This is a genomic window from Rhodopirellula halodulae (assembly GCF_020966775.1).
Classification (GTDB): Bacteria; Planctomycetota; Planctomycetia; order Pirellulales; family Pirellulaceae; genus Rhodopirellula; species Rhodopirellula halodulae.
In genome coordinates, this window is sequence record NZ_JAJKFV010000029.1 from 1029747 (window position 1) to 1050257 (window position 20511).

Here is a 20511-nt window from a genome sequence, read left to right on the forward strand (position 1 = left end):
CGCTGCCTTCGCTTCGCCGGTTGCCTTCGCTTCAACTGTTGATCGTGCTCAGCACATCGAATCGGTTCTGTGAGATCCGCCGGATGCGGCGGGGTCGCCACCTTCGTCGTCGTCGGAACTGCTGGCATCCTCGCCCGGAGGATTTTGAACGTTGGGGTTGGCTTCGATCACCGTTTTCAAAACATCGATCAGTTGATCCAAACGGAAAGGCTTGAACAGCACGGCCTTAGGATGCAAACCGTTCTGCTTGGCCTTCACGATCGAGTGTCCCGGGTCGTAGCCGAAGCCAGTCATCAAGATCATCGGAACGTGCGACATGACTTTCTCCAGACGCAGCATCAGCTGATACCCGCTGTAGTCAGGAAGTTTGATGTCGCTGATGATCGCGTCGTAGCTATCGTCGCCGGCACTCCGCCGGACCATGAGCACGGCTTCGTCGCCTTCGTGAGCGGTTTCCACCACACAACCATAACGCTCGAGAAGTTGGTGGGCGTCTTCGCGAACCTGTTTGTCTTCGTCGACCACCAAGATGCGTCGCCCACGCAGAATCGCGTTCTGGTCCTTCTTTTCGTCGGCTGGAACGGCTTCCAGCGGAGTCATCTTCTGACCGATCTGTTGGATCGTTCGTTTGATGTCTCGCGTGTTCTGCAGGATGCGACGCAGTCGGTCCATCACTTCTGGACTGTGTCCGATGTAGCCTTCCATCACATGAACCGCGTCGTTCAAGATCGCGTCCACCGGCAATGCGACCGCACTGTGGATTGCGTCGCAGCTTTGCTGGGCGGTGTTGGCTTTTTGAGCGACCAGCAATTCCAGAGTGTTCAGTGCGAATGCGATGTCTCGCGCGAAGATTTCCAGGAATTGAAGGTCGCTGTCGCTGAAGGCAGCCACGTCGGGGCTTTCGACGTTGATGGTTCCCAGAACTTGATCGTGTAGCACCAAAGGAACTGTCAAAGAACTTCTGGCGTCGGCAACACCCGGGATGAACAGCGGGTCGTTTTGCACATCATGGCAAACGTAGCTGACGCCGCTGGCAGCAACGTAACCCGTGATGCCGTTCTCGCGGGGATGAGCCGACAGCCGACGATCCGAAGCCTCTTCGTCAATTCCAACGCTCAGCAGCGGAATCAGGTTGCCCGTGGTTTGTTCCAGAACACGAATCTCGATGACTTCGAAATTCAGCAAGTCGCGGAGGTAGTGTTGGATGTTGTCTTTGAGCAAATCGATCCGGTCGTCCACTTCCATCATGAAGATTTCATTGGGACGCAAGTCGGCCAATTCGCGGCCGGCTTGGTGAATCGCGGCGAGCTTCTGTTGCTGCAAGATCTCGTCGGTGATCTCGCCCACCGTCACGATCAGGTTGCGAGGTGACTCGGCGGAGCGAACCGGAGCGGCGTGGACCTGGAAGTATTGATTGTCCAAGCTGTGCAGTGTGGAGCTGCTCTCGTCACCGGTGGCCAGAGCCGTGTGGAAGGGGCAAAAGTCCGGACCCATGATTTCAGGGTTGTGCAGCAGTTCGTAAAACGTCATCCCCAATGGCGTGCCGGCGGGACGGCCCGCCCATTCCAGCAATCGATGGTTGGCCCAGATCACTCGCAGGTCAGCGTCCAGCAACGCGACACCCTCGGGCATGTCGCGCAGCATCAGCCCGCTTTGCATCATCCCGCGAATTTCGGAGGTTTGCGGCAGGCTGGATCGATCCATCCAAATGCCGTCGACGTCTTCTTCCTCCAGCAACGGAAATGCGTCAACGATGGATTCGCAGATCACCCATTCAATCGTGCTGGGGTCCAGCGGAGGTGGAGCGGTCGCATCGCCACTTCCAGACCGGCTCATGTTGAGCAGAGACTCCGGGATGGAGGCCAAGTCCGGGGGCGAGTTCGGGACGCCGACACAGATGATCTTTGGCATGGATCCTAACTCCCCGTTGCAATCTAGCCCCGATTCGATCTCGACAGTTCGCGGGTTTCGGCGAACCGTGCTCTTGTAACGTCGTCTTTCAGGTTCCGTTTGGGAACCACGTACAGGAAATTTTTACAGATTTCCTCGGGGTTTTATTTTTCGCTTCAACATTCTACGCGACCAGCTAGGAATCGGCCCAACTCTTGGCGCGAAGCGTTTGTCCGGGCGCTGTTTGGATCAACGGCTGACCTCTGACCCGGCCTCGGTCGAGCTGTTGACGTCCACGTCGAGTGATTGCGAGCCATGCGTTCGCGACGTTTGCGTGCACAGTCTGATGGCGCTTCGCAGCGAGCACCGTTCGAGTCGCCATCGGTTGTTTCTGTGAGGAACTTGAGCGTTTTTCAAAAAAGTCGCCCAGCTTGATGCGCGTTTGATGGCAGTTTCTCGCTTACTCAAACTGCATCGGTCCTGGAAAGATGAAGTTTCTGGGATGACTGAACAAAAACTAAGCTTTCTCGGGGCGAATGATTCACCTCATTGTTGACACTGCTTACCTGGTACCTACATTTTGGGGTGACGGGCGTCGTTCGCCCAAAGTACGCAGCCGTTAAAGCTTTCCCGTGTTTCTTCTGTTGCCTCACAGGCTGTGAGCATTTTGGAGGTTTTTTGATGAGATCGAACGTATTACGGATGTTTCTTGGACTGACAGCGGCGATGCTTTTCGCTGTCAATGTCTACGCAGGATGCGGAGATTGTGGTGGCTGCGCAAACGGTGGCGGATGTGTCGCTGATGCCGGTGGTGCCACTGTTGTTGGTGGAGGATACGCAGGTTCTGACGCGTGTGCTCCAGCCGTTTCCTACCAAACGCAGACGGTAATGCGTTCGCAGTACGTGACTGAAACTCGGATGGTTCCGACGACCACGTACCAACGTCAAACGCAAACCCGCATGCGTAGTGTGACCAAGCAGGTCGCTCGCGTTGAATCACGCTCGCAAGAGTACACGGTCAACGTGCCTCAAACTCAAACTCGTACGGAAACCTACGACGTTCAAGTCGCAGTTCCTTACACCGAAGAAGAAACCTACACCGTTCAGGTTCCTGTCACGACCGAAGTCGAACAGTCCTACCAAGTGTCGGTTCCTTACACCGAGAACGTCGAGCAGTCGTACCAGGTGTGCGTGCCTTACACTGAGCAAGTTGAGCAAACTTACACGGTTCAGGTTCCTGTCACTGAGACCAAGACTCAGACTTACACGGTCAACGTGCCTTACACCGAGCAAGTGGAGCAAACTTACACGGTACAAGTTCCTGTTCAACAAACTCGCGAAGAGTCGTACCAAGTGTGCGTGCCTTACACCGAGAACGTTGAGCAAACTTACACCGTTCAAGTTCCTGTCACGAGCACGCAAACTCAGACTTACCAAGTTTGTGTTCCTTACACCGAAACTTTGACTCAAACCTATTCGGTTCAGGTTCCCGTCACGGAAACGAAGACGCAGACCTACACGGTCAACGTGCCTTACACCGAAGAAGTTGAGCAAACTTACACGGTCAGCGTTCCTGTGACTGAGCAAGTTGCACAAAGCTACACCGTTCAGGTCCCTTACACCGAGCAAGTGGAGCAAAGCTACACCGTTCGCGTTCCTGTGACCGAAACCAAGACCGCTTATCGCACCGTTTCGAAGTGCGTTCCTGTGACCACGATGAAGACGGTCACCAAGGACTTGGGCGGATACGAGTGCCAAGCTGTTGCAGCTGGTGGTGCTTACGGTGATGGCGCTGGCGTCTACGCTGCTGGTTCGGGCTGTGGCTCGTCTTCGGCTTGTGGCGGATGTGCAAGCAGCTGCGGATCGTGTGCACCTTGCACCAGCGGATGTGGTTCGTCGGCTTGTGGTGGCGGATGCGGAAGCGTCGCTGCTGCTGGTGCTGCAGCCGGATCGGCTTGTGCTCCTGCCGTGACCTACCGTCGCGTTTACGTGCCGAACTTGGTCACCGAAGAAGTGCCTGTTACTTCGTACCAGCGTCAAACGGAACAAGTTCCTTACACCTACAACGTGACCAGCTACACCACGCAGACTCAAACTCGCATGGTTCCTGTCACCAAGTGCCGTACCGAGACTCGTGAGCGTATGGTCAACGTGACCAAGTACCAAAACGAAACTCGTACCCGTACGGTTAAGGTTCAAAAGACTCGTCCCGAAGAGCGTACTCGTGAGTACACCGTCACGAGCTACAAGACCGAAACTCGCACCCGCGAAGTTCCTGTCCAAAAGACTCGCTTGGAAACTCGCACCCGCGAAATTCCTGTGACGACCATGAAGACTGAAACTCGTACTCGTACGGTTCCTGTCCAAAAGACTCGTATGGAAACCCGTACTCGTACGGTTCCTTACACGACGATGACGACCGAAGAGCGTACCCGTACGGTTACTGTTCAGAAGTGCCGTCAAGAAGAGCGTACTCGTGAATACAACGTCACGAGCTACAAGACCGAAACTCGCACGAAGTCGGTTCCTGTGACCAAGACTCGTATCGAGACTCGTACTCGTTCGATCCCAGTCCAGAAGACCCGCATGGAAACTCGCACTCGCATGGTTCCTCAAACGACCATGACGACTGAAGAGCGTACTCGTACGGTCAACAAGACTCGTATGGAAACTCAACAGCGTACTCGCGAAGTTTCGTACACGGTCAACGTTCCTGAAACTCGTACCCGCACCTACAACGTGACTGTCTATGACACCGTCACCGAAGAAGTGCCAGAAACCTACAGCGTTTGCGTTCCTGTTCAAACGATGAAGGAAGTTCAAGTTCAGGTCTGCAAGCAAGTCCCAACCACTGTTCAAGTTCCTGTTTACGGTGCTGGTGCTGCTGGCGTTTCGACCGGTGCTGGTTGCACCTCTTGCGGTGGCGCGGCTGCTGTCAGCTATGAAGCTGCTCCAGTCGTCGAAGCAGCTCCTGCTGCTCCCGTCATGCAAACCGGTGCTGGTTGCACCAACTGCGGTCAGTGAGCTTTGACTCGATTCTCAACGGGTGACGGACCGTCACCCGGCGAGTTTTGACAAACCAAAAACGGCTCGCGTTCCTTTGGAATGCGAGCCGTTTTCTTTTGGGTGCAAAGCATTGCTGACTTCCCCGCCAAGCAATGGACGGTCAGCCTTGGCTTCGGCTGGCGATTCGCACGGTACCCGTACCAAGACTCAAGCGTGTTATCTAACCGCGGACATCTCGAGGCGTTCAGTCGGACGCTTCGGTCAGCAGGTTCACCGCACGATCGATCTGGTCTCGGCTGGTGGTCCAACCCACCGAGACGCGAATGCAGCGGCCAATTTGTTTGTCGGTGCAGCCGATGGCCCGCAGCACACGGGTCATTTCGTCTGGTGGGGATTCTGATTGGGCTGAAGCCAGCACCAAATGTCGTGCGGCTTTTTGAATGCGTTTTGCTTCGACCGGCATTTGAACGGTGACCGTATTCGGTAGGCCGTCGTTATGCTCTGCAAAAATGGTGACGTTGTCTCCGAGATTGGTTCGCAGCCCGTCAATCAGACGCGAGCGAAGCTCACGCAGCGTCTCATGAGCATCATTGATGCATTTACCGGCCATGGATGCGGCACACCCGAAACCAACGATGGCGGGAACGTTTTCGCTGCCCGCCCGAAGTCCCATTTCTCGGCTCTCGCCAAACAAAATCGGTTTCAGTTCCAACCCTCGGCGGACAAATAACGCACCGCTGCCTTTGGGGCCGTACATCTTGTGAGCACTGATCGCCAACGTGTCGACACCGAGTTGTGTGACATCGATGGGAATCTTTCCAGCCGCCGAAGTTGCGTCGCAATGAACGCGGATGCCGCGATGGCGACAGCGATCGGCAAGCTCCTGAACAGGTTGATCGGTGCCGAGCACGTGGTTGGCAAGCTGCAGGCAAACCAGCTGTGTCGATTCGCGGAAACGTTTTTCAAATTCGTCCGCATCCACATGGCCGTTGGAATCACAGGGGACCAGTTCAACGTCCCATCCCATTCGTCCGAGTTGCAGTGCGGCCTGCATCGCAGCGTCGTGCTCGATCGTGCTGATCAGCAGGTGCGGCGGGCCTTCGACGGGATCGTAAGTTCGGTCACACTCCGCGGCACCGAGGATGCCAAGATTGTTGGCTTCGGTCCCACCACTGGTGAAGACCAGCTCAAACGGTTCGCAACCGATCAAAAAAGCCACCGATTCGCGGGCGCTTTCGATCGCTTCGTTCACCGCCGACGCGTGGACGTGTGATTGCGTCGGCAGCATGAAGTGCGTCGACCAATAGGGCTGCATCGCTTCGATCACCGAAGGAGCCATCGGTGTGGTGCGATTGAAGTCGAGGTAGATCAGCGACACGGCGGGAAAAACATCGGGAGCAAAGCAATGGACGCGAATGTTCCAGATTAACCCCTTTGCTCCACGATTCCAGCCACCGCCCCTCCAAAACCGTCTGCGGGGAAGGAGCGTGACCGGCGGCGATTCAGCCTACTTGCGACTTTCGCGGAATTTGCGAGCTCAGCGGGTGAGCCAACGCTACTGATCACTCACCAGGCCCCCTGCATTGCTTTGTGCTCTGCAAGAGAGAGATCAGCGAGGTTTGTTTTTCCGGCCTTTCGCCAGACGCTTCATCTTTTTGACTTCCTCTTGTGCAACCACCCATCCACGGCAATTGCGGGCACCGCACTGGCATTTAGGATTCCAGTCAAAGGCTTCCCACGCGTAGTCGAAAGTGATTTCAGTTTCAGCCTCGATGTTGCAGATCGCGACCACGCCCAACGAAAAATCCGTTAACTGAACCAATTCGCAGTTGGGACTGCACGAATGGTTCATGAACGCGCCGGGAGTGCTGGGTTCGAGGTACCAGTCCTCGTGCAGATCCATGACGTATTCACTGCCTTCGTAGTGCTTCTTGTTGATCAGTTGTCCTGTGACTTCAAAGACCAATTCACCCGGTTGAAATTGCCTTGCTGCATAAACACCGAATCCGCAACGGCCCGTTCCTTTGACTTCGATGTCATCGTCGTAGTAAGAGCGGTAGGCATAATCTCGATCAACGACAGCTTGGAGCTTCTTGCGGCGTTGTTTATCCAGTGCGGACATTCGAATCTTGGCTCGAGAAAGAGAGGGAATTCAGGGACGGATCTCGCAAGCATTGCGAAAGCAGAGCCTGTCGTCAACGAGCAAACATGTGAATTTGTAACGGCGTTAACGGTGGCACGACCATCAATCAGATTGGAACGAATGTGCCGACTACGCGAGACCACAAAGAAAGGGTTCACAGTGGAGGGGGGGCATGTCGATGCCACCGATACCGCCTCGATTGATTGGTTTCCAATTCATAGGAATGTCCCATGTCGCGTTCGTTGTTCTCCTTTGGTTTTGTAGTGGCCTGTGCGATGGTCGGTACAACAGCTCACGCGGACTTGGATTCCTTGCTTGGCAAGTGGACCCAAGAGGCGTCGGAGGAACAAGCAAGCGGTGATTCGCTTGTGTTGAATCATGCGAACGAATCTGATGTTGTCATGCCACAACATTCTGTGGTTGCCAGTTCGACGCAAACGGTGTCGTTCCCGGGCCAGCCATCGCCGGTCATCAATCCTTATGTGGTTCGTCCATCCGCCGATTGCGGTGGATGCGATTCAGCGGGACCATGCCAAACGCCAGGATGCAGCAGTTGCGGTCCAAAGTTCAACTTGCGAAAGCACTTTGGGGCCGGCTGCAGTTCATGCGGTGAGTTGGTGGAACCTGGGTGCCAAAGCTGCTCTTCGTGCGGATTGGGGGCTAAGTTGAAGGGCTTGGCGAGCAAAAAAGATTGCAACACTTGCGGCGAAATCGTCGAAGGTTGCCAAGCTGGTTGCAATGTCGGGTTGAGCGAATGTCGACCTCACCAGGCACCAGCGTTGCCACCGCCGAGCTCCATTTTGGAATACTTCCGCAGCCGACCTTCGTACTCCGGCATCTGGGCAGGCTACGCGGATGAGACTCGCACCCGTTGCCGCAACACCAGCCCCCATGTCATCGGCAATTGCGATTGCACGGGAGGACATGCACACGGTCATGGTTGCCAGAATGGTGGTTGCCAGCTCGGTAATTGCCAATCGGGTTGCGACAGCTGCGATCACTGATCGGCCACTACACAACGGCATCGACTGCCGCATCGCGGTGAAGGTGCACGCAGTTGGTTTAGGCGGCCTCGCCGACCCAGCTTCGGATAACGTTGGCGGCAACCTCAGGGTTGCCTTCAACCAGCGTGACCAGTTCTTCCTGCAACGTTCCACCTGTGATCTCCATCGCCTCGACTTTTTCAGGCGACTCTTCCACGTTGATCGGTGGGGCGGGTAATTCCAATCCAAATCCTTCTTTGAAGTCCGTTGGATCGGCGTTTCCGCCCAACGATTTCACGCTGCTGCGAGCGATAAAGAGTGCCGCGGCAGCCAAGGCGAGCATCGCCAAAGTCTGCCACGAATCCGACAGCCATGAGATGGCAATGGCGGTGGTGGCGGGTGCATCCAATTCGGGTTCGGGCAGGTCGATGTAGTCCCAGACTTGCACCAATGGGAACCGGTCTTCACCAGCAGCGACATCGGGAAGCAACGCCGTCACGGCTTGCTGGATTTCGGTCTCGGTTTGTTCTTTCAATGCAACCAAGTCCGACGTTTCCATTGGTGTGATGTCATCGACCGTTGCGTCCGGATTGCTTTCCAGTTGCTGCTTCGTCCAAACTTTCTTGTAGTAACTTCGCGGCAGTCCGATCGAGACTTTCACGCGTTTGACCGGCAGGCCCGCGAGTCGGATGGTTTCGTATTCTTGACCCGCTACACGGTTGCTTGATCGCTCGTCTTCTTTGGTCTTGGTGGTTTGAGCCGACGCATCCAGTTTGACGGGACGGTTGCTGCTCAATGCATTGGGCTGGGCTCCCGGGACTCCGCCAGGCACCGGGCGTGAGGATTCCGTCTCGCGTTTGCGCGAGGTTTCGTTGAGCGTGGTAGGCTGATCCGCGTAGGTCAGCTTGGCTTTTTCGGTGCTCATGGTCGGATCAATTTCCACGTGGGTGGCCACGTGAATTTTTCCGTATCCCATCAAGTGATTGCGAATCTTTTGTTCGAACCGCAGTTCTTCTTCGCGACGTTTCCGAGACAATGGATCGTCGTCATCGGCCAGTTCGAATGTCGAGTCACCATTGGTGTCCGTGACGACGACGTCGTCTGGTGACATGCCCGCAAACGAGGATCGGACCATGTCTTTGATTTGCATGATGCGAGCGCGCGGCAGCGGATCCATGCCTTCAGGTTCAACGGTGACACTTGCTGATTGAGGCCTTGCTCGCGAAAGTCCCATGCGTTCGCCTTGGTCGTACTCCACCGTTGCGGTTCGCACATCGTCGAACATCATGATGCTGCGAGCGATGTCGCGAGTCTTCGCGTTCAATTGCCGAGCCATGCGTTGTTCATTGGATTCGAACGGCGTGGCTTGATCGATCGCGGCTTGCACGCTGGTGCGAAGCGAAAGCGGAAGGGAGGCGGAGCTTTCGAGAGCCTTCAAGAATTCGCTGCGTGACTCGATGGGAATCTTGATGCGACGACCGTCGCGAACCCAGCCGCGAAGATCGGCGTTGCCGAAAGCAACTTCTGCTGCGTCCAGGTCGCGTTCGCTAAAGGTTCGACCGCCCAGCAAGTATTCCGTGCTCGTCGTGGTGCTTCCACGCACCAAGAACCCGAGCGCCAACACAATCGCGGTCAGCAGCAGTCCCGCGATAATTCGCGAGGGGACTGGCATCGATGCGTAGACGCTGCGGAACTGGTCGAGTGCGTTTTGAAGCATGGCGAACTAGTTAGATCTGAACTTGTTGGATTTCGCGGTAGGCGTCCATCAGCTTGTTGCGAATCTGCATCAGCATTCGAAACGCCAGGTCGGCTTTTTGAACCGACGTCAACACTTCCGCTTCGTTGACGTCGCCGCCGGTGAGCATGGAATGAACCATTGCGTCGGCGTTGTTTTGCATCGCATTGACGCCTTTGACTTGGTTGATCAAAAGGTCGCCAAGTTCGCCGAAGGCGGAGTCATTGGATGATGCGTTGGTTGCGTCTGGATCCAGCAACGAGAACGCTTGATTGTTCTGCGTGCCTTCACTTTGTCCCGCGCTGCCCATCTGCGATGACGTACCACCTTGCAGTTGGCTGAAGGTGGGCGGCGGACGGAACGAAGCGACGGGACGCATGGAAAATCAGTACGGCAGGGTTTGGGAAACGGTGCATCCCCGGCTCATGTGAGCAGCAAATGGTTTAGGCCAAGATGGTGAGTCGTTGTCGACTCATGTTCTTGCTGATTTCGATCACGCCCACGTTGGCCTCGTAGGCGCGAGTGCTCTCGAGTGCGTCCACCATCTGCGTGGTCAGGTCGATGTTAGGATAGGCCACGTAGCCTTCCCATTTCCCTTCTTGGATGGCCAGCGGATGTTCTGGCTGGTAGCGGTAAAGCGGCTCCGATTCGTCAACCATCACTTCCGAGACTTTGACGCCGGCCGCTTCGCCTGGGCTGGCGGTTTCGTCGGTTTGAAAGACAACTTGGCGAGCTTTGTAGGGGCTTGGGTTGCCGTTCTCGTCCACCAGCGACGAGATGTTGGCAATGTTGCCTGAGATCGCGTTGAGCCGTGTGCGTTGAGCCACCAACGCGGAGGTGCTGATATCCAGTGCACTGATCATGGCGATCTCCAAAAGGAAAATGAGAAGTGTGTGTTAGGCACGTTCGGTGATGGCCGCACGAAGCAGTTCGAACTGGCTGCGGAGCGTCGTCACGGCTAAGTCGTGCAGGTGTTGGTTCTTCGAAATCTCGGTGACTTGTTGTTCCAGGGACACGTCGCTGTTGTCGTGATAAACCACCTGCTCCATGGCTTCGCGAGGACCGGTGAATTGGTCGTCGCGGGTGACGGATTCGGTCTTTCTGGACGGACTCAAGGCGGAAAATTCGTTGGCGGGAATGCCATCGCTGACTGGTCGTGGCATCCCCACGGATCCACCTCGAATCGGGCTTTCGAACGGGTGAGTCACCCATTCGGGGATGTGTCCTTGGGAAAGATCAGGTTGGGTGATTGAGTTGGATTCCGGTGTCGGTTTGCCTCGATCACGAATGGATTCGGCCAACGCGGTTTGGAATGCGTTTTGGTCCAGATCGCGACTGCGATAGTCCGGTGTGCTAATGTTGGCAATGTTGCCCGCGAGCAATTCGTGGCGTCGTTCGGTGAACGCCAACGTTTGCTCCAACGCACCAATCGTGGTCGATCCGACTGGATTGAACATCTCAAGCAGCTCGACGTTGGGCGGCTTGGTAGCGTGGGAACTTGACGGTTACGGCGCCACCGCCTTGTGGGCAATCTTGCCAATTCAGTTCGGCGGACAATGCCGCGGCAATCAGTGGAAGCTTGCAAGCACGCGAGGCGACCACGGATCCGGTGTCGGCCAATTCAATCTCGACGCCGGTATGAGTCTCACAGCCGGTGATGGTCAGTTCGCCACCTTCGGGCATCTCCAGCAACGCCTGGCGAACCAGGCTTTCCATCAGCTGGCAAAACGAGGGGTGATCGACGGGGAGGCGAAGGGACTCGTCCATGTCGACTTCCAGGCAAACAGGTGCCGGGTGAGCGACCAACATGGGTGAAGCGAGCGTTTCCACCAAAATGGCTAAAGGCGGATCGTTGTCGCGACCGATGAATTGATGTGACATGATAGGTTTCCGATGGCGTTCCATTTTGATCGCATCCGTGCGTTCTCGTTTGCTGTTAGCGTTCGAGAGTGGTTTGCCGCAAGATCAATCTTTCTCGGATACCGTTTTTTCATGGTCTCGCCATCATCTCGCGCGAATCGGTTTCGCGGGCTCCGCTTCGGCTCGCGGCGAGGCTGGCTGACCCTCAACGCCGCATCGGCGGCAATTTTGATCGATGGATGTCGCCGATCGGAAGAGGCGTTTCTGTTTCAGGTCGCCGGTCCTTCGATGGCACCCACGTTGTGGGGTCCCACGGTTCGATTTTTATGCCCGCAATGCTCGATCGAACATCGCGTGGACCATGGCGTCTGGCAGTCGCTGATCTCGCAGCAATCGGGGGCGAGTTCACGAGCTCGATCACGTCCACTTTGCTGGCACTGTGGGTATGACCTGTCCGATATAGACGACCAACTTGTGTCGCAGTGTTCTTCGACCGTGTTGCGAGTACGTTCCATTCAGAGGGATGAATTGAAGGGAATGCTGCGGAAAACCAAAGAGGGTGCCGCGGCCACTGAAGATTCGCCCATGGTATTGCTGCGTCATCAAGGTCGGTTGCACGTCAAGCGATTGATCGCAGGACCAGGACAACACGTTTCTGCTGACCTTCATTCGCGGCTACGCGTCGATGGGCGATTGGTTGCCAGCCCAGGGGAGGTTCGCATTCCAATTGACCAAGATGTGCTCCGAGTGGGGGCGATCCGATCACGATGGAGCGAGGCAATTGCCGGGCCCGGTGGCGGTGCCCAATTGGAACGGCAAGACGATGCTCGATGGTTTCTGAAGCCGGCCTCGCGGGAAGAGAGTTCGGGCTGGGTGTGGCTGATCTATCACCACCGCAACGTGTATCGTGGGAACCGAAGCAGCCGAGTGTTGGACGATTGTCCCACGAATTTAGGCTTGTCGAGGCGAATGATGCCGGTCAGTTCGGTCGGTTTGCGGTTTCGTTTTCGGCGGCGCGAGGGGAGTGACTCCGGCCTGATCGCGAGTGGTCATGATGCCGCCGCCGGTAGACTTCAACCGGTTGTGCAAGTTATGCGTTGGACCTTGTCCGGGCCAAGAATGGACCTCGTGAGTGACCTTGATCGTGGTGTGTTGGAGCTTCAGCCGCTGCCCTTGAACTCAGTCCCAGAAAATTCGCGATGGGACGATTCCGGTCTGGGGGACTGGCTGCCGGAAGTGACACCGGAGGCTCCCGTTGCTTTGGGGGTCGATCGTCGACTTTTTGCGGAGATCAGCGAACTTCAACTCTGGCGCCGGATCGAGTATCGCGTGGCACCCGAGACGTCATGGGACCTCGGAAGTGATCATTGGTTTGTCGTCGGGGACAATGTTCCCGTGTCGATCGACAGCCGGACTTGGGGACCGATCAAGACTTCACAAATACTCGGCGTGTGCACGGTGCTGGGAGAATGATCGACGCAGGCGGAGCGTGCGGGAGGGATCACAGCACTGCGTGAGGTATCAAACCGCGTTCGTCAAAGAACGGTGCGGACCGAAGCGACCGCGACACCGACGACTTTTGGATTGGGGACCGTCATCGAAGCCGAGTTTGGATCACCGTTTCGAAGTTCCACGTGTCCATTGGTCGGATGCCAGTAGCGAAGCGAAACCGCACCGGGCATCGTTTCCACGGCGGCGAGCTGTCCCGCCTGCACGCTGTCTTGCTTATTGATCACGATGTAGTCGCCATCGTGAATTCCTTGACTGACTAGAGAGTCGCCTGACATTTGAACAACGAATCGATCCCCGTTGGCCAGGATCTTGCCGAGGTCCACCACTTCTGTGGTTTGCAAGTTGATGTCGGTCGGTTGGCTGCGAACGATGCCGGCCATGGGAAGACCGGTCGGCGAACGTGCGTCTTCGCCGGTGAGCTCAATCGCTCGCGACTTGTTCGCTTTTCGTGTGATCAAGCCTTTGCGTTCAAGAGCACGCAAATGGCACATCACACCATTGGGGCTTCGGATTCCGAAGTGCTCGCCTATCTCCCGAACGGTTGGACCGTAGCCTCGTTCCCGGATCAAAGATCTGACTAACTCGTATACCTCTTGTTGTCTCTCGGTCAGTTGAACGTTTGCCATAGATCTTCGGGAGGGGCATTTTTGGGGTGGGGCAAAGGAGTGATTCCGTCACTCTTCATAAAGCGTAGCATGGGAATCACTTTGATGACGGAGATTTTATCGATGGTTTTCACATCGACTACGTCAGTTACAAAGTGCAACTCATTGCGCCATGCCGCAAGCGAAATTTGGTTCCCGGTCCCTGCTGGTTCCCATAAGGGTGGTATGTGCATTCTTAACCGGCTCAACCACGCCGGCTTACTGTACTGAAGAACACATTTGTGGAGGAATCAGTGGATCCCCTTACCCGCCGATTAGGCAGTCAGAAAGAAGTTCGTCCAGCGGGCGAAAAATGCAGCATCGCGGATCCACCATGTTGAAAACTTTTTAGAAAAAAGTAGATACCGTCAGCGAAGGCTGTAAGCAACCACGAAGATCCCAGCCGGAATGCACCAATAGGCGAACCAATGCAGGCGGTCTTCACGACTCCAGCGAATCAGCCATTTCAGAGCTGCGATGCCGACCACAAACGCGACAGCGGCGCCGATCAGCAAGGCGGCCAATGAGGCTCCGCCTGATGTTCCGTCTTCGATCAGGTCCTTGATCGCCAAAACGGTGGCACCCAGGATTGCCGGGATCGCCAGCAAGAAAGAGAACGTGACCGAATCGTCGCGATTCAATCCCATCAACCGACCACCTAGGATGGTGGATCCGCTGCGGCTGATTCCGGGAAGGATGGCGAAGGCTTGAAAGCATCCCACCAAGAACGCGGGGGCCAGTCCCAGTTTGTCGTAGGTGCCGTTCTGAGGTTTTAGCCGTCCCAAAATGATGAGCATCACGCCAGTGACGATCAGCATCGATCCGGCCAACAATGGGCTGCGAAGGACATGTGGGAATTGAGATTTGATGGTCAATCCAACCACAACCGCCGGTAAGGTGCCAATCACCAACGTTGCAATCACGCGTCGGTCCTTCAGCAGCAACGCCCAAATGCGCTGCCAGAACACCACCAAGATCGAACCCAACGTACCCGCGTGAAGAATGATCTCAAGCGTAACCGACTCACCGAGGTCGCCCAAAAAGGAGCCAAGAATCACCAAGTGCCCGGACGAACTGATCGGGAGGAACTCAGCGATTCCTTGTACGATCGCCAAGACGATGACGCGAATGAGTTCCTGCACGATTGGGTGTCTCGATTAGAGTGGGCATGTGCGTTTGGACAGTTCGATCTAAGGTTACTTGGATCCTTCCTTCGACGGCATCCTGCAATTCAATTTCACCCCGCTTCCTCTTGTTGACGTGACCACTGTGAACGCATCCGCCGACTCCGACTGTTCTGCCGACAAAAGCGATTGTGACGAATCGATGGCTCCGAAACGTGACCGCGTTTCGATGGACCTGCTGAATGTCTTTCGTGGGTTCTGCATGGGAGCCGCTGACACGGTCCCCGGTGTCAGCGGTGGTACGGTTGCTCTGATCCTGGGGCACTACGATCGGTTGATCAAGGCCATCAGTCACGTGGATGGCACCTCGTTGGGAATGCTGCGACGCGGGCGATGGGGCGAACTGTTTCGTCGTTTGGATCTTCGGTTTCTGATCGCATTGGGGTTGGGAATCGTGATCGGGATTGGTGCCCTGGCCGGATTGATGCACTGGCTCTTGCAGCACCGTGTCAATGAAACGATGGCGGTGTTTTTTGGACTGGTGCTCGCCAGCGTGTGGGTCGTGCGACGCAACGTGCAGTCTTGGACGGGCCCTAGGTGGGGCTTGCTTTGCATCGGCGCGTTGGTGGCGTGGGGCATCTCCATGATTCCGGCGACCAATGGGGACGCCAGCTACGGTTTCTTGTTCGGTAGCGCTTCCCTCGCCATTTGCGCGATGATTTTGCCGGGAATCAGCGGAGCATTCATCTTGTTGTTGCTCGGCGTTTACGAGCCCGTGATTGGAATGATCAAGAGCGTGGTGAAGGGACAGCTCGACGCCGTCGTACTCAGTCAGCTTGCCGTGTTCGCGTGCGGTTGTTTGTTCGGTTTGTTGGCTTTCAGTCGATTGCTGAATTACCTGTTGCGACACCACCGCGATGGCACCATGGCGGTTCTGATTGGATTGATGATTGGTTCCGTTGGACGCCTTTGGCCACTTCAACGTGTCACACCAGAAACCGCTGAGTTAGAACTCAAGTATCAAGAGTTCCAGTGGGTTTCTCCTGCTCAATACGACGGAAGCGTGTTGTTGCTGGTCGTGCTCGCCGTCATTGCGGCTGCCGTGGTTATTTTTGCGGACCGGACCACGAGGCGGCTTCAGGCTTCAGCGGTTGCGGCTTGATTGTTCGCGTCGCACGGCGCGGGCGAGAAGTTTGGCAAAGCCTTGATGAATACGTTCCCAATCGGCCGACACATCTTTTTTCGGACGCACCACAAAGTCGTATCCGGTTGGCAGGTCGGCTTGGTGCAAACGAAAGGACTCTCGAATCAAGCGTTTCCAGTGATTGCGAACAACTGCGTTGCCAGTCTTCTTCGGAATGGTGATTCCAATTCGTCGAGGCGATGTGCAGGATTCGTCCTTCCGAATTGCGAAGGCGACTAGGCAGTCGTTTGCAGCAACACTTCCGCGACGCAAGGCTCGTGTGAAATCGCGGCTGCGAACAACGCGAGAGGTCTTGGGGAACTGTTGTGAGTTAGCGGAAGCCATGCATTTCCGATTGGTGGCGGAACTTCGATCGACGGTGAGCTTGCCTCACGTCGCCGAGCATTCAGGTTGCAGTTGGAATTTTAAACGTCCGTCGACCAGGGTATGAGTGACGCGGGCGGACAAGGTTCGCCCTGCCATCGGACTGGATCGGCAACGCGAACGGAACTCGCGTGGATCGACGTTCCAAGATGCGTTCGGATCGATCACCGTGACGTCAGCGTTCTCGCCGATCGTGAGGCTGCCACCGGACACACCCGCAATGCGAGCGGGGGCGACAGAGAGGCATTCGATGGCTCGACGCCAGTCTAAGATTCCAGCCTCGATCAAATCCGTCGCGACGGCTGACAAAGTGGTTTCCAGGGCGCTGGCACCAAAGGGAGCCAAGTCCAAATCGTTGGCTTTCTTCTCGTGGGCTCGCGGCATGTGTCCCGATTCAATCGCGTCGATCACTCCATCGGCGACGGCTTTTTGAAGAGCTTCCACATGCGAAGGACTACGCATCGGCGGGTGCACCTTGTATCTCGAATCGTAGGATCGCAGCAATTCGTCACTGGCAAACAAATTGTGCGGGCACACCGAAGCTGAGATCTGAATGCCGCGTGATTTCACGCGACCAATCATGTCGATCGCGCCCATCGTGCTGACGGGGCCAACGTGCAGTCGTCCTTTGGTGGCTTCCGCCAAACGGACGTCACGTGCGACCGCCAAGTCTTCGGCTTCGGTGGGCAATCCCTTCAGGCCCAAGATCAAACCGATTTGCCCGTCGTGCATGACCCCGCCTTCGGCCAACTCGGGAACCTCGGGCCGGTCAAAGATTGGCAGGTCAAACATGCGGCAGTAGTCGAGCGCCCGCTTCAAGAGCGCGTCGTTTGACATCGGCCGCGGCGAATCGCTGAAGCCCGCTGCACCAGCACGAGCCAGAATGCCAAGTTCCGCCATCTGTTCGGCTTGTCGTCCTTTGCTCAGGCAAGCAATTGGCAACACGCGAACGCCGTCCACTTCTTGAGCGATTTGACGCACCAACTGAACTGATGCGGCGGAGTCCATCAACGGTTTGGTGCTGCTGCAACAAAGCACGGTTGTGTAGCCGCCCGCCAGTGCCGCATCGCTTCCTGTTTGAATGGTTTCATCTTCTTCGCTGCCGGGTTCCCGCAACTCGGTGGCCAAGTCGACCAATCCGGGAGCCACGATTTTTCCCGACGCATCCAAACGCTGTGCATCTGGTGGAAGGTCTCCATCGGAAGTGTCGAGCGAGTGGACTTTCCCGTCGTGCAGCACCAAACGAGCAACCCGATCGACACTGTTTGCCGGATCGATCACCCGACCGCCATCAATGACCCAAGTGGAATGATTCATGCGTGAGTCTCCGAGCTTGCTGCGTTGTCTTTGGCGTTGGCGAGCAGCCACAGGGAAGCCATGCGAACCGCGATTCCGTTGGTCACCTGTTCCAGGATGACCGAATGAGGCCCATCGGCGACTTCGGGGGTGATTTCGACGCCACGATTGATGGGGCCGGGGGCCATGATCAGGATGTCATCTTTGGCGAGTCGCAAGCGTTGACCATTCATGGCGTAAAGCGCCGCGTACTCGTAAACGCTTGGGAAGGGGCGTGCCTTTTGTCGTTCAAATTGAATTCGCAAAAGATTCAAAACGTCACATCGGTGAACGATCTCGTCCAAGCGATGGGCGACTTCAAAGCCAAGTTCTTCCCAGCGTGGGCTGACCAGCGTTGGCGGTCCGCAAATGATCACGTGAGCCCCCAATTTGCGAAGCCCCCACAGATTGCTGCGAGCGGTGCGACTGTGAGCAATGTCGCCGACCAAAGCCACGGTCATGCCGGAAAAAATTGTCTCTGGGTCCGCGGATTCGTTCCGCCAATCTGAGCCAATGCGGTGCTGCAGGATCGTCAGCATGTCGAGCAAGCCCTGCGTGGGGTGCTCATGCGGTCCGTCACCCGCATTTAGAACACAGCAATCCAATTCGCGTGCGAGCAGGTGAGGTGTGCCGGGGGTCGAGTGACGTGTGACCACCCAATCGACACCCATCGCTTCGATGGTCTTGGCCGTGTCGACGAATGTTTCGCCTTTGGCAACGCTGCTGCCGCTGCTGCTGAATTCAACCGTGTCCGCGCCCAACCGTTTGGCGGCCAGCGAAAAACTGTTTCGAGTCCGCGTGCTGTTCTCGAAGAACAAGTTGGCACAGGTTTTCCCCGCCAACAGCGAGACTTTTCGACGACAGCCGTCTGTCATCGTTTTCAGTTGATCTGCCGTTCGAAGAATGGCCAGGATTTCGGCCGCGGATAGCCTTTCCAAGTCCAATAGATGCGGGTGCTGCCAAAGAGCCGGAAAGGACAACTGTTCGGTCGAAAGCGATGCATTCATGGGCGGAAGTTTAAAGCATCAATGTCTGGTCGACGAGGCTCTCAAACCAACAATCAGCAACCAAGCCAGGATCCAGCAAACTCCACCGATGGGTGTGATCGCACCCAAGACCGGCGTGTTAGTTGCAACCAGAACGTAAAGACTGCCGGAAAAGAAAATGACCCCCGCCAACATCAGCCAGCGAACAACGTTGAAAAAACGAGTTCGCGGCAATGAAGAAAGCGTCAACGCCAGCAACACCACCGCGTGGGTCAGGTGATACTTCACGCCGGTTTCAAACTGTTCTAAACGCCGGGCCAGGGTTTCTGCGTCCACGCCAGAACTCTCGAGAAAGTCAGGCAGACCGTGTGCCCCAAAGGCTCCGATTCCAACGGCCGACGCACCAACCAAACTCACCAAGACCAATTCGCTGCGAGTCGGTGCGTTCGATGGAGTCTCGGATGGGATTGGTGCTGATTCAATAGACGAGGTCATTTCACAGCCAACATGCGTTCCAATGCAATCAGGCTCCACTTCGTCGTTTCTTCGTCGACGCGAATTTGGTTGACCAAGTGCCCGTCACGCAGATTTTCGAGCGTCCAACAGAGGTGGGTGAGGTCGATCCGGTACATGGTTGCACACATGCAAACGACGGGACTGAGGAAATGAATTTCTTGTTCGGGGTGCTCGTCTTTGAGTCGATTGACCAGATGCAATTCCGTCCCGATGGCCCACTTGGTTCCGGCGGGTGAGTTCTTCACCGTTTGAATGATCTTGCCCGTGCTGCCACTGACATCCGCAATGTCGTTGACTTCGCGAGGACATTCTGGGTGCACCAAAATTTTGATACCGGGATGCTCGGAACGAAAACGGTTCACATGTTCGGCGCGGAACATTTGGTGAACGCTGCAGTGGCCCTTCCAAAGAATGACACGACTGTTTTCGATTTGTTCGTCGCTGTTTCCACCCATCTCCAACGCGTACGGATCCCAAACCGGCATTTGGTCTTCCGTGATTCCCATCGTCAGAGCGGTGTTGCGGCCCAAGTGCTGATCGGGAAAGAAGAAGACTCGTTGTCCACGTTCAAACGCCCATTCCAGCACGGCCTTGGCATTGCTGCTGGTACAAACGATCCCGCCATGTCGACCACAGAAAGCTTTCAAACTGGCGGCACTGTTGATGTAGGTGACGGGAATCACTTGCTCGGTATCGATCACCTCCGACATGTCTTCCCAAGCGGCTTCGACTTGTGCGATCGCTGCCATGTCCGCCATCGAGCAACCGGCGGCCATGTCGGGCAGAAGCACGTCCACTCGCCGACCGTCGCGGGCCTCCAATCGGTCCGGACGGTTCGCGAGGATGTCCGCCGTTTCCGCCATGAAGTGAACGCCACAGAACACGATCGTGCGACAGCTTTGGCTCTTGGCGGCCATTTCGGACAACTGATAGCTGTCGCCGCGAAGGTCCGTGTGCGCAATCACCTCGTCCTGTTGATAGTGGTGCCCCAAGATCAGCAGTTCGTCGCCCAATTCCTGCCGGACCGCTTCAATGCGTTGCTGGAGCACTTCGTTTTCGAGCGAACGATAGGGCTTGAGCGGATGCAAAGCGTCCGTCTCATCGTTGCCGGAAACGGGCGGGGTTGGAGGCGTCGTGGTGGGCAAATCAACCATGAAAATTTCAATCAGTGTGGAGGCGGCGAATGTGGGTTTCGCGTCACTGCATCATT

Annotated in this window: 20 protein-coding genes; 5 read left to right on the forward strand and 15 right to left on the reverse strand. The window is 56.1% G+C overall.

Annotated elements, in window-relative coordinates:
- Positions 1-48: 48 nt before the first annotated feature.
- Positions 49-1911 (reverse strand): response regulator, encoded by a 1863-nt coding sequence (locus LOC70_RS16835; RefSeq protein ID WP_230255153.1) that lies wholly within the window; start codon positions 1909-1911, stop codon positions 49-51.
- Between the two features lie 721 nt (positions 1912-2632).
- On the opposite strand from LOC70_RS16835, the gene LOC70_RS16840 reads away from it, so the two are divergent.
- Entirely contained in the window at positions 2633-2779 is a 147-nt protein-coding gene (locus LOC70_RS16840) for a hypothetical protein (protein WP_230255154.1), read from the forward strand.
- Positions 2779-4914 carry a hypothetical protein gene (locus LOC70_RS16845; protein WP_230255155.1) on the forward strand — a complete coding sequence of 712 codons (2136 nt, stop codon included), beginning with the start codon at positions 2779-2781 and terminating at the stop codon, positions 4912-4914. The genes LOC70_RS16840 and LOC70_RS16845 overlap by 1 nt, the downstream gene beginning before the upstream one ends.
- 226 nt (positions 4915-5140) lie before the next feature.
- Here LOC70_RS16845 and LOC70_RS16850 read toward each other — a convergent pair whose 3' ends face one another.
- Positions 5141-6274, reverse strand: a complete 1134-nt coding sequence (locus tag LOC70_RS16850) for a cysteine desulfurase family protein (RefSeq protein WP_230255156.1) — start codon at positions 6272-6274, stop codon at positions 5141-5143.
- Positions 6275-6505: 231 nt separating this feature from the next.
- Positions 6506-7018: an SET domain-containing protein gene (locus LOC70_RS16855; protein WP_230255157.1), complete on the reverse strand. Its 513-nt coding sequence runs from the start codon at positions 7016-7018 to the stop codon at positions 6506-6508.
- A 251-nt stretch (positions 7019-7269) separates the two neighbouring features.
- Here LOC70_RS16855 and LOC70_RS16860 point away from each other — a divergent pair, with 251 nt between their 5' ends.
- On the forward strand, positions 7270-8043 hold the full coding sequence (locus LOC70_RS16860; protein WP_230255158.1) for a hypothetical protein: 774 nt from the start codon (positions 7270-7272) through the stop codon (positions 8041-8043).
- A gap of 58 nt (positions 8044-8101) precedes the next feature.
- Here LOC70_RS16860 and LOC70_RS16865 read toward each other — a convergent pair whose 3' ends face one another.
- The 5 genes from LOC70_RS16865 to LOC70_RS16885 form a co-directional block, all read right to left on the reverse strand.
- Positions 8102-9739: a flagellar M-ring protein FliF C-terminal domain-containing protein gene (locus tag LOC70_RS16865; protein ID WP_230255159.1), complete on the reverse strand. Its 1638-nt coding sequence runs from the start codon at positions 9737-9739 to the stop codon at positions 8102-8104.
- 10 nt (positions 9740-9749) lie between these two features.
- A complete protein-coding gene (fliE, locus tag LOC70_RS16870; protein WP_230255160.1) occupies positions 9750-10136 on the reverse strand; it encodes a flagellar hook-basal body complex protein FliE in 387 nt (128 codons plus the stop codon).
- Between the two features lie 64 nt (positions 10137-10200).
- The gene (gene flgC / locus LOC70_RS16875; RefSeq protein ID WP_230255161.1) at positions 10201-10620 is read right to left on the reverse strand and encodes a flagellar basal body rod protein FlgC; all 420 of its coding nucleotides are present in this window, start codon (positions 10618-10620) and stop codon (positions 10201-10203) included.
- A gap of 33 nt (positions 10621-10653) precedes the next feature.
- The gene (locus tag LOC70_RS16880; protein WP_230255162.1) at positions 10654-11214 is read right to left on the reverse strand and encodes a flagellar basal body rod protein FlgB; all 561 of its coding nucleotides are present in this window, start codon (positions 11212-11214) and stop codon (positions 10654-10656) included.
- Position 11215: 1 nt separating this feature from the next.
- Positions 11216-11638, reverse strand: a complete 423-nt coding sequence (locus tag LOC70_RS16885; RefSeq protein ID WP_230255163.1) for an ATPase — start codon at positions 11636-11638, stop codon at positions 11216-11218.
- Positions 11639-12154: 516 nt separating this feature from the next.
- Here LOC70_RS16885 and LOC70_RS16890 point away from each other — a divergent pair.
- Positions 12155-13090, forward strand: coding sequence for a S26 family signal peptidase (locus tag LOC70_RS16890; protein WP_230255164.1), 936 nt, complete (start codon positions 12155-12157; stop codon positions 13088-13090).
- Positions 13091-13152: 62 nt separating this feature from the next.
- On the opposite strand, the gene lexA is transcribed toward LOC70_RS16890, so the two are convergent.
- The gene (gene lexA / locus LOC70_RS16895) at positions 13153-13755 is read right to left on the reverse strand and encodes a transcriptional repressor LexA (RefSeq protein WP_230255165.1); all 603 of its coding nucleotides are present in this window, start codon (positions 13753-13755) and stop codon (positions 13153-13155) included.
- A 386-nt stretch (positions 13756-14141) separates the two neighbouring features.
- Positions 14142-14915 (reverse strand): undecaprenyl-diphosphate phosphatase, encoded by a 774-nt coding sequence (locus LOC70_RS16900; protein ID WP_230255166.1) that lies wholly within the window; start codon positions 14913-14915, stop codon positions 14142-14144.
- 184 nt (positions 14916-15099) lie between these two features.
- Between LOC70_RS16900 and LOC70_RS16905 the strand changes: the two genes are divergently transcribed.
- Positions 15100-16059: a DUF368 domain-containing protein gene (locus tag LOC70_RS16905; protein WP_230255167.1), complete on the forward strand. Its 960-nt coding sequence runs from the start codon at positions 15100-15102 to the stop codon at positions 16057-16059.
- On the opposite strand, the gene rnpA is transcribed toward LOC70_RS16905, so the two are convergent.
- Genes rnpA through nadA form a run of 5 tightly spaced genes read right to left on the reverse strand, consistent with a single transcriptional unit; the run spans position 16042 to position 20455 of the window.
- Positions 16042-16425 carry a ribonuclease P protein component gene (gene rnpA / locus LOC70_RS16910; protein ID WP_230255168.1) on the reverse strand — a complete coding sequence of 128 codons (384 nt, stop codon included), beginning with the start codon at positions 16423-16425 and terminating at the stop codon, positions 16042-16044. The two genes, LOC70_RS16905 and rnpA, sit on opposite strands and share 18 nt — an antisense overlap.
- A gap of 45 nt (positions 16426-16470) precedes the next feature.
- The gene (pyrC, locus tag LOC70_RS16915) at positions 16471-17781 is read right to left on the reverse strand and encodes a dihydroorotase (protein ID WP_230255169.1); all 1311 of its coding nucleotides are present in this window, start codon (positions 17779-17781) and stop codon (positions 16471-16473) included.
- Positions 17778-18806: an aspartate carbamoyltransferase catalytic subunit gene (locus LOC70_RS16920; protein ID WP_230255170.1), complete on the reverse strand. Its 1029-nt coding sequence runs from the start codon at positions 18804-18806 to the stop codon at positions 17778-17780. Before LOC70_RS16920 ends, pyrC begins: the two co-directional genes overlap by 4 nt.
- 18 nt (positions 18807-18824) lie before the next feature.
- Positions 18825-19280: a DUF423 domain-containing protein gene (locus LOC70_RS16925; protein ID WP_230255171.1), complete on the reverse strand. Its 456-nt coding sequence runs from the start codon at positions 19278-19280 to the stop codon at positions 18825-18827.
- A complete protein-coding gene (nadA, locus tag LOC70_RS16930) occupies positions 19277-20455 on the reverse strand; it encodes a quinolinate synthase NadA (RefSeq protein ID WP_230255172.1) in 1179 nt (392 codons plus the stop codon). Before nadA ends, LOC70_RS16925 begins: the two co-directional genes overlap by 4 nt.
- Positions 20456-20511: the final 56 nt, after the last annotated feature.

Bases quoted from the DNA above. Each gene is read 5' to 3' on its own strand.
- pyrC (WP_230255169.1), bottom strand. From the start codon at position 17,781: ATGAATCATTCCACTTGGGTCATTGATGGCGGTCGGGTGATCGATCCG.
- LOC70_RS16885 (WP_230255163.1), bottom strand. From the start codon at position 11,638: ATGTCACATCAATTCATCGGTCGCGACAACGATCCGCCTTTAGCCATT.
- LOC70_RS16835 (WP_230255153.1), bottom strand. From the start codon at position 1,911: ATGCCAAAGATCATCTGTGTCGGCGTCCCGAACTCGCCCCCGGACTTG.
- LOC70_RS16920 (WP_230255170.1), bottom strand. From the start codon at position 18,806: ATGAATGCATCGCTTTCGACCGAACAGTTGTCCTTTCCGGCTCTTTGG.
- flgC (WP_230255161.1), bottom strand. From the start codon at position 10,620: ATGATCAGTGCACTGGATATCAGCACCTCCGCGTTGGTGGCTCAACGC.
- LOC70_RS16840 (WP_230255154.1), top strand. From the start codon at position 2,633: ATGTCTACGCAGGATGCGGAGATTGTGGTGGCTGCGCAAACGGTGGCG.
- LOC70_RS16845 (WP_230255155.1), top strand. From the start codon at position 2,779: ATGCGTTCGCAGTACGTGACTGAAACTCGGATGGTTCCGACGACCACG.
- lexA (WP_230255165.1), bottom strand. From the start codon at position 13,755: ATGGCAAACGTTCAACTGACCGAGAGACAACAAGAGGTATACGAGTTA.
- LOC70_RS16880 (WP_230255162.1), bottom strand. From the start codon at position 11,214: ATGTTCAATCCAGTCGGATCGACCACGATTGGTGCGTTGGAGCAAACG.
- rnpA (WP_230255168.1), bottom strand. From the start codon at position 16,425: ATGGCTTCCGCTAACTCACAACAGTTCCCCAAGACCTCTCGCGTTGTT.
- LOC70_RS16855 (WP_230255157.1), bottom strand. From the start codon at position 7,018: ATGTCCGCACTGGATAAACAACGCCGCAAGAAGCTCCAAGCTGTCGTT.
- LOC70_RS16890 (WP_230255164.1), top strand. From the start codon at position 12,155: ATGCTGCGGAAAACCAAAGAGGGTGCCGCGGCCACTGAAGATTCGCCC.
- LOC70_RS16865 (WP_230255159.1), bottom strand. From the start codon at position 9,739: ATGCTTCAAAACGCACTCGACCAGTTCCGCAGCGTCTACGCATCGATG.
- fliE (WP_230255160.1), bottom strand. From the start codon at position 10,136: ATGCGTCCCGTCGCTTCGTTCCGTCCGCCGCCCACCTTCAGCCAACTG.
- LOC70_RS16905 (WP_230255167.1), top strand. From the start codon at position 15,100: ATGGCTCCGAAACGTGACCGCGTTTCGATGGACCTGCTGAATGTCTTT.
- nadA (WP_230255172.1), bottom strand. From the start codon at position 20,455: ATGGTTGATTTGCCCACCACGACGCCTCCAACCCCGCCCGTTTCCGGC.
- LOC70_RS16925 (WP_230255171.1), bottom strand. From the start codon at position 19,280: ATGACCTCGTCTATTGAATCAGCACCAATCCCATCCGAGACTCCATCG.
- LOC70_RS16860 (WP_230255158.1), top strand. From the start codon at position 7,270: ATGTCGCGTTCGTTGTTCTCCTTTGGTTTTGTAGTGGCCTGTGCGATG.